Source organism: Bacillus canaveralius (assembly GCF_002860125.1).
Lineage (GTDB): Bacteria > Bacillota > Bacilli > Bacillales > Cytobacillaceae > Bacillus_BJ > Bacillus_BJ canaveralius.
The window spans coordinates 61,064-77,021 of sequence record NZ_PGVA01000002.1; the positions used below are offsets into that span (position 1 = coordinate 61,064).

Consider the following 15,958-nt stretch of genomic DNA (forward strand, 5'->3'; position numbering starts at 1 on the left):
TTCGATTATCGAACCAGTAAGGTTGTGACGAAATGAGTTCGAAAACAGTTAGCAAAGCGTTAGATATTCTGGGTGTCTTTACGCATGAAACACCTTCCTGGGGTTTGAGAGAGCTGGCGAGGAATTTAGATATGAGCCATACCATTGTCCATCGTCTTCTTTCAACCTTTGAAGAAAAAGGATTTGTCTTTCGTAATCCAGATACGCATAAATATGAGCTCGGTATAAAATTTATCGAGCTAAGCAATGTGGTGGAAGAACAACTTAACCTTCCTGAAATCATTCAGCCGATTATGAAGAAAGCTGCTCTGGAAACCGGCGAAAGTGTTGTCTTTACTGTTCTTGATAATCAAGAGGGTGTTTATGTAAAGATCGTTGAGAGCGAACAGCAGGTAAGGTTTGCGGAATCGGTAGGAAGGAGGTCTCCCTTATATATCGGGGCATCTCATAAAGTAATCCTTGCCCATATGCCGATAGAAATTCAACACCAAGTTATCCAAGCAGGGATAGATAAACAGTCACAGCAAATCAAATCGCCAGAAGAATTTCTTGGGACACTAGCACTTATAAAGAAACGAGGCTGGTTCTATACTTCCGGTGAAACGTTTAATGATGTGGCAGCTGTAACTGTACCATTATTCGATAATAAACAACACATTCTCGGATCTTTATCGGTAGCAGGCCCAAGTTATCGATTATCACTTGAACAAGCTGAGAAGATTTTGCCAATTTTAGGGGGAACCCAAACAGAAATGAATGCCATTTTGAAAAAAGTATACTTTCCATCGAGAAGAAATTTATTGTCCTAAAAAATCTTCCTAAAGAAAGGTGGGAATTGTTTGGTGAAGATACTCGAGGTGGAGAATCTTGTTACAGGTTATAAAGGAAAAGATGGAGTACTAAAAGCCGTTGATGGCGTATCCTTCGATATAAACAGAGGGGAGACAGTCTGTATTGTAGGTGAATCTGGAAGCGGAAAAAGTGTTGCATCCATGAGTATCATGCGGCTCGTCGAATTTGAAAATGGCATTATTCTTGATGGAAGTATCAAATTTAATAATGAAGAGCTGAGAACAAAGAGTAATGATGAAATGAGAAAAATTCGCGGTTCGAAGATATCAATGATATTCCAGGAACCTTTAACCGCCCTTAACCCCGTCTTTACAATTGGCAAACAGATAGCCGAAGCGATTCGTTTTCATCATAAAGTCAGCAACAAGGATGCAATGGAGAGAGCTGAAGAACTTATCCGACTGGTGGGCATTTCAGAACCAAAGACTCGGTTAGAGCAGTATCCACATGAACTATCCGGTGGAATGAGACAAAGGGTGATGATCGCCATTGCTTTGGCCTCCGAACCTGAACTCCTTATCGCTGACGAACCAACAACCGCATTGGATGTCACGATTGAGGCGCAAATTTTAGAGCTTCTGCGCCAAATAAGGCAAGACCGAAATATGTCCATCATGTTAATTACCCACGATATAGGCGTAGCAGCCGAAATGTCAAATCGCATTATTATCATGTATGCTGGCAAGATCATGGAGATTGGCAATACTATCGACATCTTCAATCAACCCTATCATCCTTACACTAAAGGTTTACTGGAATCCGTCCCAAAAATGGATGGTAAGCGTGGTGTTCCACTGCAATCGATCCAGGGTTCGATCCCAAGCATAAACGAAATCCCAGCAGGCTGTCGATTTTCACCGCGCTGCCCATATGCAACAGAAAAATGTTTTCAAGAACAGCCCCTTTTGGAATTCAAGAATAATAGGCAAGTAGCATGCTGGCATGTAGACCTGCTGATCAAAAATAAGGGAGGTGAGTTTATTGAATCATACTAGAAAAGAACAAGCTTTTGACAACTCAGAACCGCTTCTACGAATCGTCAACCTGAAAAAGCATTTTACAATTAAAGGAGGTGGTTTGTTCAACAAATCGCACAGGGTTGTTCAGGCTGTCGATGATGTTTCTTTTGAGATTTACAAAGGAGAAACTTTAGGCCTAGTCGGGGAATCTGGCTGTGGAAAATCCACTCTCGGAAGAAACATTCTGCAGTTGCAAAAACCAACTGGGGGCGAGGTGTTTTTTAAAGATAAAAATATCTTAACCTGTACAAAACAGGAACTTAGGAAACTCCGTAAACAAATGCAAATTATCTACCAGGACCCATTTGGCTCGTTGAATCCCCGGTTCACGATTGGCCAAATAATCGGGGAAATGTACGAAATCCACGGTATTGCAACAGGTGATGAAAAAGAAAAAAGAGTAAAAGAGATGCTTGAGCTTGTTGGATTGGACTCAAGCCGTTATAACAGCTACCCTCACGAATTTTCCGGCGGACAGCGGCAACGGGTCGGAATCGCGAGAGCACTTGCATTAAACCCGGAGTTTGTTGTTGCTGATGAACCTGTTTCAGCGCTTGATGTCTCGGTTCAATCGCAGATCATCAACCTGCTAATGAAACTTAAGAAGGAACTGGGACTAACGTTATTATTTATAGCGCACGGCCTAAACGTTGTCAGGCATATATCTGATCGAGTCGGTGTCATGTACCTTGGAAAGCTGGTCGAGCTTGCCGGGACAGATGATATTTTTGAGAGTCCCGCTCATCCCTACACAGCAGCGCTTCTATCTACTGTTCCGGAAGCTGACCCTCGTAATAAAAAGGAGCGGATCGTTTTAACCGGGGAAGTGCCATCCCCTGCGTCGCCACCATCCGGTTGCCGTTTTCGGACGAGATGCCCGCTTGCAACAGAACGATGTGCAATCGAACAACCACAACTAGTAGAAATCCGCAACAGCCACTTCGTTTCTTGTCATTACCCGTTAGAGAGAGGACAGTCGCTTAAAGAAGCAATCATGTCCAAGTCAAATGAACAAGAGAAAATTTCTATTTGAAGAATTTTCAATATTCTGTAATTTTTTAATAACAAATAAAGGAGATTTGGATATGTCCCAAATACTAAAGCAAGCAAATAAAAAAATCTACGATGGATACAAATCGTTTCAATATTTGGAAGCCGGGATTGATTATAAAGATTATAAACTTTCCAGAGAAAATGATCGAGTAGAGCCGTACGTTTATCCGGTTACGGAAGAACAAGAGGAAAAAGTTCAGGCCATTTTAAATGAAGACCATATTGTTTCTATGCATGAACATACTTTTGTTATGCCGGAGGATTTGTCAGAGTTCTATGAATTTAGACGCCAGGGCAGGGACTGGACCGGATATGAAGCATTAAGCCAATCTGGCTTGGATGTCATTTTTGAAAACTTTATGGATGGTACGGCGATGATTACATCGATGGCAGGTTGGAAATGGTCGGATGTCATCCACGATATTGGGATTCGATTCAGTGACATTGCCCACCAGGATATGGTGATCAAAGCTGAGCGCATTTCGGATTTATATCGGGCAAAAAAAGAAGGGAAAATAGCCTTTGTCGCTGCATTGGAATCTTCAACAATGATAGAAAACGAGCTTGACAGACTTGATGTTTTATACGGACTCGGGATCCGGACAATGGGTATTGTCTATTCCGAAGCAAATCAGTTGGGCGCTGGCTTAAGAGAGCCTAATGATGGAGGATTAACTGTATTCGGGAAACAAGCTGTGAAGCGGATGAACAAATTGGGTATTACGATTGACGTTTCACATGCGGGTGATAAAACATCGTTAGACACAATTGAAGAAAGCGACAAACCGGTGACGATCAATCATGCGGGTGCCCGTGCACTTTGGGACACTAAACGGTTAAAGCCTGATGATGTTTTAACGGCTTGTGCAGAAAAGGGCGGTGTCATTGGGATTGAAGCAGCTCCACATTCGACTATCACTCATAACCATCCTGCACATAATATTGAATCTTTTATGGAGCATTTTGAATACACCGCTAATTTAGTCGGGATCGATCATGTCGCATTCGGTCCCGATACCCTGTTTGGAGATCATGTCGGTGTACATGATCTGTTATCCGGACAGCTTTCTATTAAAAGTGCGCAGATGCCAAATATGCAGAAGGTTGAATATGTAAAAGGATTGGAAAATCCGGCTGAGTGTTTTCCTAACATTTTGCGATGGCTTGTGAAACATGGTTACAGCCGCGAAGATATCCGCAAGGTGATCGGGGCAAATATTTTCCGGGTATTAGAAGCAACCTGGGCCAAATAATTTTTGTGGAGAAGGGAAGATAAAAAATGGAGCGAAGAAGATGGAAAACATTTTTGACCCTCTTGATTTCAGTATTGCTTCTTTCTGCATGCTCTTATGGCAGTGAGAGTTCCACTGCACCAAGTGGGAATGAGGAAGCAAAAGGCAGTGAACCAAAGAAAGGCGGAAAAGTTTCGATTCCGATTGTAGCAGATCCGACTTTTAATCCGTGGCATCCAAATGCCTACGCTGAATCAAATGTCGTCAACAGGGTTTTATTTTCGGGTTTAACACAGCCGGGAAAAGACCTGGTTCCGGCTCCTGATCTTGCCACTAGCTGGGAGACGACAGAGGACGAACTTGTCTGGACTTTCAAACTAAGAGATGATGTGCTCTGGCATGATGGTGAAAAATTTACAGCCGAAGATGTTGCCTTTACTTTTAATGAAATTGTCTTAAACAAGAATCTGGGAGCAAACAATGCTTCCTACTTTCAAAAGCTTGAAAAGGTGGAAGTAGTGGATGAACATACGGTCAAATTCCATATGACAAGTCCGGTAGCTGCGTTACCAGCCTATTTAAGCTTTAACACCGAGATTATTCCAAAGCATATTTTTGAAGGAGTGGATCCCTGGGATTTAACGTCCTTTAATAAGTCAAAGCCGATTGGCACCGGTGCATTTAAGTTAAAAAGCTACACATCCGGCCAAAAAGTGGTACTGGAACGGAACGACGATTTCTATGGAGAAAAAGCGCTGCTTGATGAAGTCGAGTACAAGGTGCTTCCAGATGCGAATACCCACGTTGCCCAGCTATTGAGTGGGGAACTATCAATCTTTGCTTTAGAAGATACTTCAGCTATTGAGAGAATCGAAAAGTCTGAAGGAGTCATTGTCAGCGGCAGGGAAACACCGCGTTTCTTCTGGCTAATGTTGAACCAGAATCTTGAACAGTTTCAGGATAAGCGGGTAAGGCAAGCTATTGCCCATGCCATTGACCGTCAGAACATCATCGATACGGTATTAAAAGGGTATGGAACAATCGCCAATGCCGGGATTGCTCCAGCGTTAAAAGAATATTATACAGATGATGTTCCGCGTTTTGATTATGAGCCTGAACGCGCAAAGGAACTGCTTGCTGAAGCAGGCTGGACAGACACAAATGGTGATGGGATTGTCGAGAAGGACGGCAAACCATTCGAAATTGAATTTGAAATTGGGATTCAGGGAGATCTTGAAGCTATCTCGCAATTGGTGCAACAATATCTCGGTAAAGTAGGTCTTGACGTCAATTTAAAAACAATGGAATGGAATTCAATGGTGCAGAAGGTTGTTGTAAAACGTGATTACGAAATGAGTTTAAACTGGTGGAGATATCCGGCAGATCCTGACCTTTCTGCTTATATGCACTCAGCCAGTATTGAAAAAGGATTTAATTTACCAGCATTCAAAAATGCTGAACTGGACCGCTTGCTTGAAGAGGGTGCACAAACGAGTGATATTGAACAAAGGAAAAAGAGTTATATAGAAGCTCAAAAACTAATGGCAGAAGAGTTGCCCTATGTTTTCCTCTGGTATCCGCAAGAGGCTCTTGTGCAGGTTAAAAAACTTAAAGGCGTTCCAAACCTTGGTTTTGGCGATTCACTTCATTATATTCATGAATGGTATTTAGAGGAGTAAGGATTGTAGAAGTGCGCAATAAAAAAAGCGCACTTCTCTCCAAGCTTTTTTCGAAAGGAGGAGATCATATGCCACGTTTTTTACTTCATCGATTGAGCCAGAGCATTATTCTGCTATTGATTGTAACACTCATAACATTCTTTCTTATCAACCTTGCTCCAGGCGGACCTGCGGCAACGATGCGCATGGAAGCATCCCCGGAAGAACGTGAAGCGATGGAAGAACGATTGGGTCTCGACCAGCCGGTTTATATTCGCTACCTTACCTGGATTAAAGATGCTGCCCGGGGAGACCTTGGCGTTTCTTTCACATCAAGTGAACCTGTCATTCAGCGTATTGCGGACCGTCTGCCCTATACGATTGAGCTCACCTTTTTTACGATCTTTTTTTCAGTGACGATTGGCATCGTGCTGGGAGTTATTTCTGCGATTAAGCGTGGTAGGGCCCAGGATCATGTGATTAATTTTTTTAGTGTAATCGGATTATCGTTGCCGGCATTCTGGCTCGGATTAATGCTGATCCTGTTTTTTTCGATCAAACTTGGCTGGTTGCCATCATCGGGTGTCGGGCCAAGAGGATCTGAGTTTGATTTATGGGGTTGGATCGCCCATCTAATCATGCCTGTACTCATCTTAACGACAACGGTACTCCCTAATATTGTACGTTTTACCCGATCCTCGATGCTTGAGGTCATATCGCAAAACTACATTCGGACAGCCCGGGCAAAGGGAGCAAAAGAGTCTGTTGTTCTATACGTTCATGCACTGCGCAATGCGTTAATCCCGGTTGTCACGATCATCGGTGTCCTAATCCCCCGACTCTTGAGCGGCGCGGTTATTACCGAAGCCATTTTTGGGTGGACCGGGATTGGCACTTTAGTCATTGAGGCAGCAAAAGGAAGAGATTACCCGCTCGTGATGGGAGTGACGGTTGTCATCACGATCATCGTCGTGATCAGCAATTTGCTGGTTGATCTTGTGTACTCACGGATTGATCCAAGAGTTAAAAACGTATCCGCATAGGGAGGTGAGATTGAATGGAGACATCCACCAATATCCAATATCAAAGCAAGCTCGCAGCAAAATCAAAGAAACAGAAAGTGACCATTTTAAATAGGCTAAGCCAAAACAAAGTCGCCTATTTTTCTTTATGGTTCCTGTTCATCATTCATCTCATCGTGTTTCTTGGACCGTTGTTTTGGCCACTAACACCTGAGGAATTAACGCAATCAGGAGCATTGGCGAGTTGGACGCTGCAGCACCCTTTTGGTACGGATGATTTAAGCCGCGATGTTTTTTCAAGAATGCTTCATGGAGGAAGAGTCACTTTACTGGTTGGCTTGGCTTCGATGTTATGTTCGTTGTTGATCGGTACTTCGATCGGAGCTTGTGCAGGGTTCTTTGGCAAAGCGGTTGAGGCGGTTCTAATGCGGTTAACGGAAGCAATGATGGCCATTCCAAACTTTTTCTTTGTGTTGGTTGCATTGACTGTCCTTGGAACAAGCCCGCTGATGGTCGTAATTGTCATCGCTTTATCAGGCTGGATGGAAATTGCCAGGGTCGTATATGGAGAAACCTTAAGGTGGAAAGAATATGAGTTTGTCGAGGCCGCCAATGCTTCGGGTGCAAAATCATCCCGGATTTTGCTCAAATATATCATTCCGCAAATTGTCCCTTCGATTATTGTCTCGGGAACTTTAACAATTGCCTGGGCGATATTAACCGAAAGTGCGATTAGTTACTTAGGTTTAGGAATCCAGCCACCAACGCCAACGTGGGGGAATATGCTGCAGAACTCCCAGCAATATATATGGACTGCTCCAATATTGGGGATTTTACCGGGAGCAGCGATCACTGTTGTTGTGCTTGCTTACAATTTTTTAGGGGATGGCTTGCGGGATGCACTTGATCCGCGGTATGTAAAAAAATGAAGTAAAGGAGAATGAAGATGTTCATCACCATCAACGATAATAGGATTTACTACGAAGTCCATGGAAAGCAGGACGGCGAGACAATTTTTTTCATTCACGGTGCTCCCGGATTGGGAGATTGCCGCGGTGATATCAAGGCTTTTTCTGCTCTTGGTGACCAATATCGGCTTGTATTTATGGATATGCGCGGATCGGGACGATCAGAGGGGAAACCACCATTTACTCATGAACAGTGGACCAGTGACATTGAGGCAATGAGAAAGGAATTGGTTGGGGGGCCAATTAAAATACTTGGTGGGTCATATGGTGGATTTCTAACATTAGAGTATGTACTTCGCTATCCGGAACACGTTACCCACGTCCTGCTGCGTGATACGGCTGCAAATAGTGAATTTGATCAGTTGTCGGTCGACCGTGCATTGGAAAGTAATTTGCCGGGAATAACCGAAGACGGAATTCGCCGTCTCTTTGATGGAAAAGTAGGATCAAATGAAGAGCTCAAGGCAATGTTCGCAGCGATTCAGCCTCTTTATACGGTCATTGTCGATGCAGAGGCGATCAAGAAAAGAATAGAGTCTATTTATTATCGCTATGAGACTCATAACTTTGCATTTCGCTATAACAAAGCCGATTTCGACTTAGTTGCTGATCTAAATAAAATCTCAGTTCCAACCCTCGTTACAGTCGGCAGGCATGACTGGATTACACCTGTAGAATGTTCTGAACTGATTGCAAAAACTATCCCTAATTCAAAGTTAGTCATTTTTGAAAACAGCGGTCACTCTCCGCAATTAGAAGAAAATGAAGAATACCTCAATCTAGTGCGCCATTTTCTTGCGAAACAAAGTTTAAATGTATAATTATGTCTTTCATTTTTAAGAAGACTGCCCGAACATGGTCTTTGAAAAAAATCGTTTCATAGAGATGATAGGAGGAGGTATAACATGACAAAGAAAATCCGTATCGCAGCAGTAGGAGATATTGCTTTTCTTTTTAAGCCGGAAACGGACATCTGGAAAGGGATGTGGGATGAGGCGGATATTAGGATAGCCAATCTGGAAGCTCCGATTGTTGAGAATCCCGGACCGCCAGCTGATAAGTTGATTCGGATGAAGCAGCCGCCTGATGCAGCAACGTGGTTGAAGGACTTAAATGTAACAGCAGTATCGCTTGCCAACAATCATATGCTCGACTGGGGGAAAGAAGGCCTGGAGCAAACGTGTGAATTTCTCGATAGGGCCATGATTGGTCATACCGGTGCGGGCAAAAACTTGGAGGAAGCAAGCAAGCCTTATATTTTCCAGGTTGATGGCCATAAGATCGGATTTATTTCCTGGTCTTCGACAGTACCTCCTGGATTCCAAGCTCTAAACAACCGGCCGGGAATTGCAAGTGTCCGCGTCAAAAGTTCATTTCAGGTAGATTCCAGTATTCTCGATGAGCAGCCAGGTACACCGCCCTGGGTACAAACTGAGCCAGTTGAAGATGATTTGAAATTACTGGAAGAGTCAATAGCTTTCCTGCGTAAAGAGACAGACTTTGTGATCCTGGCTTTGCATTGGGGTGTTCCTCCACAATGGAGTTCACTTCCGCAAGACCCGATTGCAGAGTATCAAAAGGTAATGGCTGAACGGGTTGTAGACGCTGGTGTAGATGTGATATTGGGCCATCACTCACATGCACCTTACGGCATTGAAACATATAAACCAAATTCTAATGTAGAAAAAGAGGTACCTGTTCTTTACAGTCTTGGTAACTATATTTTTCACCCAGAGCATTCTCCCCATGGTTTTGATCAGTCTACTTTTCATGTACCCTATGCCCCTTCCTTATTACCGGAAAATATTCAAAGCTGTTTAGCAGAACTTATCTTGGAATCGGAACCGGATAGCAACCATTTATCACTGAAGCAAGTGATCATGCATCCGGCCATGTTAGATGAAATCGGTGAACCAGTAGAAGGGACGCTTGAACAAAGACAAAAGGTCTCTGAAAGACTACAACAATTTTCAAAAAAACGCGGAACAGAAACTAAATTAGTGAACCAAACAGTAGTGTTGGAGGTCAACAGCACTGTCGCTCCGTATTCAAGATAGGTAATGTTTTTCTTTTAAAAAAGGAGGGGTCCGTATGTCCGAAAATTTTGTATTGAAAAATGTTGTCCATGAAAAGGGAACAATTCCGGAAAAAATGAAGGCTGTTGTGATTCGGGAGCATGGAGGTCCAGAAGTACTTAAGATCGAGCAAATCAATACACCAAAACCCGGGCTTAATGAAGTGTTAATTAAAGTGGAAGCGACAGCCTTAAACCATCTAGATGTCTTCGCCCGGGAAGGCCTGAAGGGACCGGGAGTTCCGCAAATCACATTACCCCATATTTCCGGGGTGGATATTGTTGGAACAGTGGCACAATACGGCCCGAGTTCGTCAGATCGTGCCTCATGCCCAAAGACAGGAGATCGGGTCCTTATTAATCCGTCCTTTGGTTGTGGTGAATGTCGCTATTGCAGAGATGGCGAACCAAGCATGTGCCCCAATTATAAAATTATTGGAGAACATCTATGGGGAGGGCTGGCAGAATATGTTGTCGCACCCGCTAAAAATATAATCCCAATCCCTGAACATATATCATCGGAAATGGCTGCAGCTGTTCCTGCCGTTTATACAACAGCATGGAGAGGAGTCATAACGGTAGGGCAGGTAAAACCGTCAGACCGCGTCTTGGTGATTGGTGCGTCGGGAGGTCTTGGTTCAGCGCAACTGGATATTGCCGTTGCAGCAGGAGCCACTGTATGTGGAATTGCCGGAAGTGAAGAGAAACGGCAGAAAGGTTTTGAAATGGGAGCGGCAACGATGTTTGATTCCCATGGAAACTGGCAAGACGAAGTAATGAAATGGACAGATGGCCAGGGTGTTGACATAGTCTTTGATTCAGTAGGTGCCCCTACGATTCGCAAAAGCCTTAACTGCTTGAAAATGCGCGGTAAACTAGTTCTCTCCGGAGCTACAGCCGGAGACTTCCCCGAGATTAGCATCCGCGAAATCTATCAATGGCACCGCCAGGTTTTAGGAGCACCAATGGGTAATTGGGAAGACTTCCTGCAAGTAACGGATTATGTGTGGCTAGGGAAGCTTAAACCTCAAGTACATGCCGTTTACCCTTTGGCTAAAATTGCAGAAGCACAGATCGAATTGGATAAACGCAAACATTTCGGAAAAATAGTCATAAAGGTAGCTGAATAACGTCATTTAAAACTTTAAAAATCAAAGCCAGGAGCGATAGTCGACAACTATCGCTCCTGTTTATCTGTGTTGCGGTACTTTCGGCAGCAGAGCACTAAATATTCCTGCCACAACCAGCAACACAAAAGCAATCATAAACGATAACTGATAGCTGTTTGTTTGGTCGAACAAGAGCCCGGGAATAAACGAGCCTAAAGCAGCTCCCAGCTGGTGGCTCATAAATAGCCATCCTGTTAGCAAGCCGACAGATTGGCCTTTAAAGTAGTCCGACAACAGTTTAATCGTTGGTGGTACGGTTGCGAAATCTACCAATCCAAAGGAAATTGAAAAGACAAACAACAAAACGGGATAGTCGAGAAACAGTTTCATAAGTCCGGGATCACTCGAAAATATCATCAGGAAAACGATCGTGGCAGCACGGGTAAAATAAAGGAATGCCAGGATTTTTTTGTTGCTCCAGCGATCGGCGAGAATTCCGGAAACCAGTGTTCCGAAAATATTAAAAGCAGCCAACGTGCTGACAGCAGCGCCCGTCACTGCAGGAGTGAACCCGCAAAACTGAGTAAATGGAATGAGATGTGTATCCATTAAACCGGAGGTTGTGACTCCACAAATGAAAAAAGGGATTAGTAGAAACCAAAATTTCCGGTTTGCCAGATTAGGTTTACTTACAGGCTTATGCTCTGCCGTGCTCGAACCGACGTTGATGGTATTTTCAGATCCCAACGCGGTTAACCCTGCTTTGGATGGTTCAGACTTTAGGAAAATCGCAAGAATTGGACAGATAACGAGGATCAGGAACACACCTAAAATCATGACCGTCCACTTCCAGCCGTAAGCGTCAATTAAAAATAATGAACTGGGGACGATCACCATTTGTCCAGCGCCAAAGCCCGCTTCAACCAATCCTAATGCTAACCCTTGCTTTTTCAAAAACCACTTCGTCACAGCAACGGAAGCTGTTACCCCTGAAGCTCCGCCAAAACCGAGAGAAGCGATAATTCCGTACAAAACAAATAACTGCCAAACAGAAGTGACAAAGAAGCTTAACAGAGTCGAGGCACCTACAATAAACGTACTGATAACAAAAACTTTTCTGACTCCAAGTTTGTCAATCAGCCTCCCAACGATAGGCTGAGAAACCGCGAAGACTAGAAAACTAACAAACGATATCGCTGACACAGTACCCCGATTGGTAGAGAAGTAATCTTCCCATGACGCCATAAAAGCCCCAAACGAAAAGCGAACTCCTTGAGCGGCTAACACACCAATAAAGGAAACCGCCAGGATGATCCAGGCATAATGTTTTTTTTTACCCATCCGAAAATTCCTCTCCGTATCTATCAGTTTTTTTATGATAACCCATTCACAGCCAATCAGTAAAATTGAAAATAACAATTAATTGTCAATTTAGACAATTGTATTTGTCATGTCGGGTTAGGAAACATAGAAAAGCAGTGAGTTTTCAATCAACTCACTGCTTTTCAAATAATCATTATCTTAATAAAAATTTCTGCCCTTAGTTTCTGCATGATGAACGCGATCGACAAACTTAGAAATAATCACGAAACAGATTCGGTATTCCGGATCAAAGAATAAATGAAATGGGCAACTCCGTCTTCATCATTCGTAAGGGTCACCTCATCACAAACATCTTTAATTTGTTGATGGGCGTTCCCCATTGCCGCACTTCTGCCTGCAATTTTGAACATCGATAAATCATTGAAGCTGTCGCCTACAGCGGCTGTATCTTTTAACGGGATATTTAATTTACTGGCGAGAATTTTAAGGGCAATCCCCTTCGATGCATCAGTATGTTCCAATTCGAAATTATGTTTGGCAGAGGACACAAGCGTCAAGTCCTGCAAAGACTCGAATTGTGCCCACCCTCTTTTCAGCTTCTCCAAATCAAACGAAAAGGCAAGGATATTATAGATATCTACGTTTGACTCAAAAAGATCCTTGTATGATGTGATAGAAGAAAATCCTGTTTGGCTGAATTGTTTCTTGGCGGCATCCTCGAGCACCCCGGCATTTATATCAGGGTTTGCGGAAAGAGCTCTGTCCATTTCGATTGCCATAAGCTCCCGTCCGTTATGTGGCGTAAAAATAGCATCATTACTGAAAACTTCATAATAGAATTCTTCTTGTTCAAGCCAATTCAGAATATAGATTGCATCATCTTTGTTAATTGGTACAGAATGAAGGAGCTTCCTGTCGGGTTGATGGATCGTTGCTCCATTAGCACCGATGATCCAGGTTTTTACACCAGTATCCTTAAAGATGGTTTGGACATCAAAATGGGCGCGCCCTGTAGCAATCACCACTTCGATCCCCTTTGATTGTGCGTATTTAATCGATTCCAAATTCTTTTCGCTAACCCGGTTTTCTTCATTCAACAAAGTACCATCCAAATCGACAGCAATTAATTTGACCATTTTTAGTCATCTCCCTCTATGTCTTCATCAGGCGTTAAAAGTTCAACATTGTATTTGCTTAATAATTCCCTAAAGGGCTTAGGCGGGGTTTTATCGGTAATTAACAAATCAATATCTTCAAGTCCGGCAAACCTGTAAAAATCGGTGATCCCCAGTTTTGTATGGTCGGCTAACACAATAACCTGGTCAGCTTGTTGCATCATTTTCCGTTTTACTCCCCCATCTTCTTCATGGGCGATGGTTAAGCCTTTTTCCGAAATGCCTACAACACCTATGAATGCTTTATCAACATGGTATTCCGTGAGTTTTTCCAGCACTGAGGCCCCGTAAAGAAAGCGATGCTCCTTGTGCAGTTTTCCGCCCAGCAGTTGGATGTTTACTTTTGACTTGGATGACAGCACTTCTGCCTGGTTAATGGAATTGGTTATGATCGTACAATCAATGTGTCCAAGATGTTCAGCACAGGCCTGCACAGTCGTTGAGGCATCCAGTATCACCCGGTCATGGGGATAAATTAAGGAGGCTGCTTTTTGACCGATCACATGTTTTTCTTCAGACACCATTTTAAGGCGGCTGGAATAGTTCTTTATTGCATGATTCGATGTGGGCAAAATAGCTCCGCCACGAGTGCGTACAATTGCCTTTTCTTCTTCAAGCTTGACAATATCCCTTCTTGCAGTATCTCGCGAAACCTGGAAGAGGGAGCAAATTTGTTCAACAGAGATTCTTTTGTTCGCTTTTAGGAATTGCAAAATGGCCAATAAGCGTTCCTCTTGGTACAAAAAAAGACCCACCTGCCTTTGTTTAAGTATTCATAAGTAATTATATACTATAATATTAAGTAAATTCAATTAATGATAAGTAATCGTAAGTGAAAATCAAAGTATTCGGTGCGAATAGATGGTTCGCATAAGATGGGATTTTAAACGGAAAACTATTAAAATCAAATCAGCTTCATCCGGAAATGATATTATAATGGTGCTTGGGAGGTGAGAGCAATGGAAGATAAAAGACTGGAAAAAATTGAAGAAATGCTCACGAATTTGATCACAATGGTAGGAGGAATGCGTTCAGAGCAACAAAGTATGAGAGAAGACCAAGCTTCCATGAGATCGGAACTTGTCCTCATGAGAGAAGATCAAGCTGCTATGAAAACCGAAATAACCGCTATTAAAGAAGATCAAGCTGCTATGAGGACTGAAATGGATGGCCGTCATCGAGAGATAATGGTTAAACTGAATGAAATGAAAGCCGATCAGGATTACACCTGGCAGATAGCAGTTGGCAATCAAAGAGAAATTGTCAATTGAAGACTCAATTCAAATCTTAACTGTGATATTCTATCACAATTGGTAAGATAAACATTTGAATTTATGTTTTGCTGTTTGCGGACAGGAATTTCTGAGATAAGCAAAAGATCCCTTGTACACTCCACTACCAACTTCGACTGAAAGTATTTCCTCATTTATATTACATCCACGTCTATTCAAATTTTTAATAGGTGCTTGCCCCCTGCTGCGTTAATGCTATAAATCAGTGGGGGTCAGGCCCCTTTTTTTTAACAAAACTTCTTGTGGTTTTGTGTGAATATGTGTTATTTATAAAATATAACATTGACAAAAAGTTGGTGAAAATATTTGTTAGTGCATGACCGTCACGAAAAAATCATAGAACTGTTAGGTAAAAATAAATCGTTAAAAGTATCTTCGGTCACTAGCATGTTTGGCGTTTCTACTGAAACTGTTCGTAGAGATTTGGAGTATTTAGAGAAGGAAGGGTATTTACGGCGGGTGCGTGGCGGGGCTGTATTGGATGATGTAAACAGTAAAGAAATGAACTTTACTTTTCGAGAAACGAAGAACATCGACGAAAAGAGGGAAATTGCTGAAATTGCGAAACGTTACGTATCAGAAGGGCAATCGATTGCATTAGACGTTAGTACAACAAACACGGAATTTGCTAAGGCGTTAAAGGGGGAGTTTCAACGTCTTACAGTATTAACTAATTCTTTAGTTATTGCAAACGAATTGGCTGAGATGCCTCATTACACTATTATTATGCCCGGGGGCGTCCTTCGGAATGAAGAGTTATGCATAGTAGGGCATATGGCAGGGGAGTTCTTTAAAGGCTTTCATATTGATACATTCTTTATGAGTATAAGCGGTATCTCCTTAACAGAAGGATTGACAGATTACGGAATTGGAGAATACCAGGTGAAAATGAAGATGCTCGAGAGCTCTAGAAACTGTATTGTTTTAGCAGACAGCAGCAAATTTGATGTTGCTTCTCTCTTAAAGGTTTGTCATTTTGATCGAATCGACCGTATCATTTCCGATTCGAAGTTAACAAATAAGATATTTCAAAAGTATGCAAAAGAAGGAATTGAAATTGTAAATAAATAAAATGCGTCATTTTCCAGAGAGGAAAAGTTCATGAAACTTTTCCTCTCTTTGTGCGCTTGGCAGCGCTTCGCTCTAATGGGTGAAAGTCCCTAACATGCCGTTGTGGCGGA

Annotated in this window: 15 protein-coding genes; 12 read left to right on the top strand and 3 right to left on the bottom strand. The window is 42.7% G+C overall.

Going from position 1 to position 15,958, the window contains the following annotated elements; genetic code table 11:
- Positions 1–32: 32 nt before the first annotated feature.
- The 10 genes from CU635_RS01245 (at position 33) to CU635_RS01290 (ending at position 11,008) form a co-directional block, all read left to right on the top strand.
- On the top strand, positions 33–809 hold the full coding sequence (locus CU635_RS01245) for an IclR family transcriptional regulator (RefSeq protein ID WP_101575355.1): 777 nt from the start codon (positions 33–35) through the stop codon (positions 807–809).
- Between the two features lie 33 nt (positions 810–842).
- A complete protein-coding gene (locus CU635_RS01250; RefSeq protein WP_245917256.1) occupies positions 843–1,847 on the top strand; it encodes an ABC transporter ATP-binding protein in 1,005 nt (334 codons plus the stop codon).
- On the top strand, positions 1,834–2,904 hold the full coding sequence (locus CU635_RS01255) for an ABC transporter ATP-binding protein (protein WP_101575357.1): 1,071 nt from the start codon (positions 1,834–1,836) through the stop codon (positions 2,902–2,904). Before CU635_RS01250 ends, CU635_RS01255 begins: the two co-directional genes overlap by 14 nt.
- 52 nt (positions 2,905–2,956) lie before the next feature.
- The gene (locus CU635_RS01260; protein ID WP_101575358.1) at positions 2,957–4,177 is read left to right on the top strand and encodes a dipeptidase; all 1,221 of its coding nucleotides are present in this window, start codon (positions 2,957–2,959) and stop codon (positions 4,175–4,177) included.
- A gap of 26 nt (positions 4,178–4,203) precedes the next feature.
- On the top strand, positions 4,204–5,835 hold the full coding sequence (locus tag CU635_RS01265) for an ABC transporter substrate-binding protein (protein WP_101575359.1): 1,632 nt from the start codon (positions 4,204–4,206) through the stop codon (positions 5,833–5,835).
- Between the two features lie 68 nt (positions 5,836–5,903).
- Positions 5,904–6,857 carry an ABC transporter permease gene (locus tag CU635_RS01270; RefSeq protein WP_101575360.1) on the top strand — a complete coding sequence of 318 codons (954 nt, stop codon included), beginning with the start codon at positions 5,904–5,906 and terminating at the stop codon, positions 6,855–6,857.
- A 14-nt stretch (positions 6,858–6,871) separates the two neighbouring features.
- Positions 6,872–7,765, top strand: coding sequence for an ABC transporter permease (locus tag CU635_RS01275; RefSeq protein ID WP_101575361.1), 894 nt, complete (start codon positions 6,872–6,874; stop codon positions 7,763–7,765).
- Between the two features lie 17 nt (positions 7,766–7,782).
- A complete protein-coding gene (locus CU635_RS01280) occupies positions 7,783–8,625 on the top strand; it encodes an alpha/beta fold hydrolase (RefSeq protein WP_101575362.1) in 843 nt (280 codons plus the stop codon).
- Positions 8,626–8,709: 84 nt separating this feature from the next.
- The gene (locus CU635_RS01285) at positions 8,710–9,861 is read left to right on the top strand and encodes a CapA family protein (protein ID WP_101575363.1); all 1,152 of its coding nucleotides are present in this window, start codon (positions 8,710–8,712) and stop codon (positions 9,859–9,861) included.
- Between the two features lie 34 nt (positions 9,862–9,895).
- Entirely contained in the window at positions 9,896–11,008 is a 1,113-nt protein-coding gene (locus tag CU635_RS01290; RefSeq protein WP_101575364.1) for an alcohol dehydrogenase catalytic domain-containing protein, read from the top strand.
- A 60-nt stretch (positions 11,009–11,068) separates the two neighbouring features.
- Here CU635_RS01290 and CU635_RS01295 read toward each other — a convergent pair whose 3' ends face one another.
- From CU635_RS01295 to CU635_RS01305, 3 genes are all read right to left on the bottom strand, one after another.
- Positions 11,069–12,328 (bottom strand): MFS transporter, encoded by a 1,260-nt coding sequence (locus CU635_RS01295; protein ID WP_101575365.1) that lies wholly within the window; start codon positions 12,326–12,328, stop codon positions 11,069–11,071.
- Between the two features lie 242 nt (positions 12,329–12,570).
- Positions 12,571–13,446 (bottom strand): Cof-type HAD-IIB family hydrolase, encoded by an 876-nt coding sequence (locus tag CU635_RS01300; protein ID WP_101575366.1) that lies wholly within the window; start codon positions 13,444–13,446, stop codon positions 12,571–12,573.
- 2 nt (positions 13,447–13,448) lie between these two features.
- Positions 13,449–14,228 carry a DeoR/GlpR family DNA-binding transcription regulator gene (locus CU635_RS01305; RefSeq protein WP_101575367.1) on the bottom strand — a complete coding sequence of 260 codons (780 nt, stop codon included), beginning with the start codon at positions 14,226–14,228 and terminating at the stop codon, positions 13,449–13,451.
- A 216-nt stretch (positions 14,229–14,444) separates the two neighbouring features.
- Here CU635_RS01305 and CU635_RS01310 point away from each other — a divergent pair, with 216 nt between their 5' ends.
- On the top strand, positions 14,445–14,756 hold the full coding sequence (locus CU635_RS01310; RefSeq protein WP_101575368.1) for a hypothetical protein: 312 nt from the start codon (positions 14,445–14,447) through the stop codon (positions 14,754–14,756).
- A gap of 333 nt (positions 14,757–15,089) precedes the next feature.
- Positions 15,090–15,848, top strand: coding sequence for a DeoR/GlpR family DNA-binding transcription regulator (locus CU635_RS01315; RefSeq protein ID WP_308303482.1), 759 nt, complete (start codon positions 15,090–15,092; stop codon positions 15,846–15,848).
- The last annotated feature ends 110 nt before the right edge of the window (positions 15,849–15,958 follow it).

Excerpts from the sequence above, each read along its gene's own strand:
- CU635_RS01290 (WP_101575364.1), top strand. The coding sequence starts at position 9,896 with ATGTCCGAAAATTTTGTATTGAAAAATGTTGTCCATGAAAAGGGAACA.
- CU635_RS01295 (WP_101575365.1), bottom strand. The coding sequence starts at position 12,328 with ATGGGTAAAAAAAAACATTATGCCTGGATCATCCTGGCGGTTTCCTTT.
- CU635_RS01275 (WP_101575361.1), top strand. The coding sequence starts at position 6,872 with ATGGAGACATCCACCAATATCCAATATCAAAGCAAGCTCGCAGCAAAA.
- CU635_RS01285 (WP_101575363.1), top strand. The coding sequence starts at position 8,710 with ATGACAAAGAAAATCCGTATCGCAGCAGTAGGAGATATTGCTTTTCTT.
- CU635_RS01265 (WP_101575359.1), top strand. The coding sequence starts at position 4,204 with ATGGAGCGAAGAAGATGGAAAACATTTTTGACCCTCTTGATTTCAGTA.
- CU635_RS01310 (WP_101575368.1), top strand. The coding sequence starts at position 14,445 with ATGGAAGATAAAAGACTGGAAAAAATTGAAGAAATGCTCACGAATTTG.
- CU635_RS01270 (WP_101575360.1), top strand. The coding sequence starts at position 5,904 with ATGCCACGTTTTTTACTTCATCGATTGAGCCAGAGCATTATTCTGCTA.
- CU635_RS01280 (WP_101575362.1), top strand. The coding sequence starts at position 7,783 with ATGTTCATCACCATCAACGATAATAGGATTTACTACGAAGTCCATGGA.
- CU635_RS01260 (WP_101575358.1), top strand. The coding sequence starts at position 2,957 with ATGTCCCAAATACTAAAGCAAGCAAATAAAAAAATCTACGATGGATAC.
- CU635_RS01245 (WP_101575355.1), top strand. The coding sequence starts at position 33 with ATGAGTTCGAAAACAGTTAGCAAAGCGTTAGATATTCTGGGTGTCTTT.
- CU635_RS01300 (WP_101575366.1), bottom strand. The coding sequence starts at position 13,446 with ATGGTCAAATTAATTGCTGTCGATTTGGATGGTACTTTGTTGAATGAA.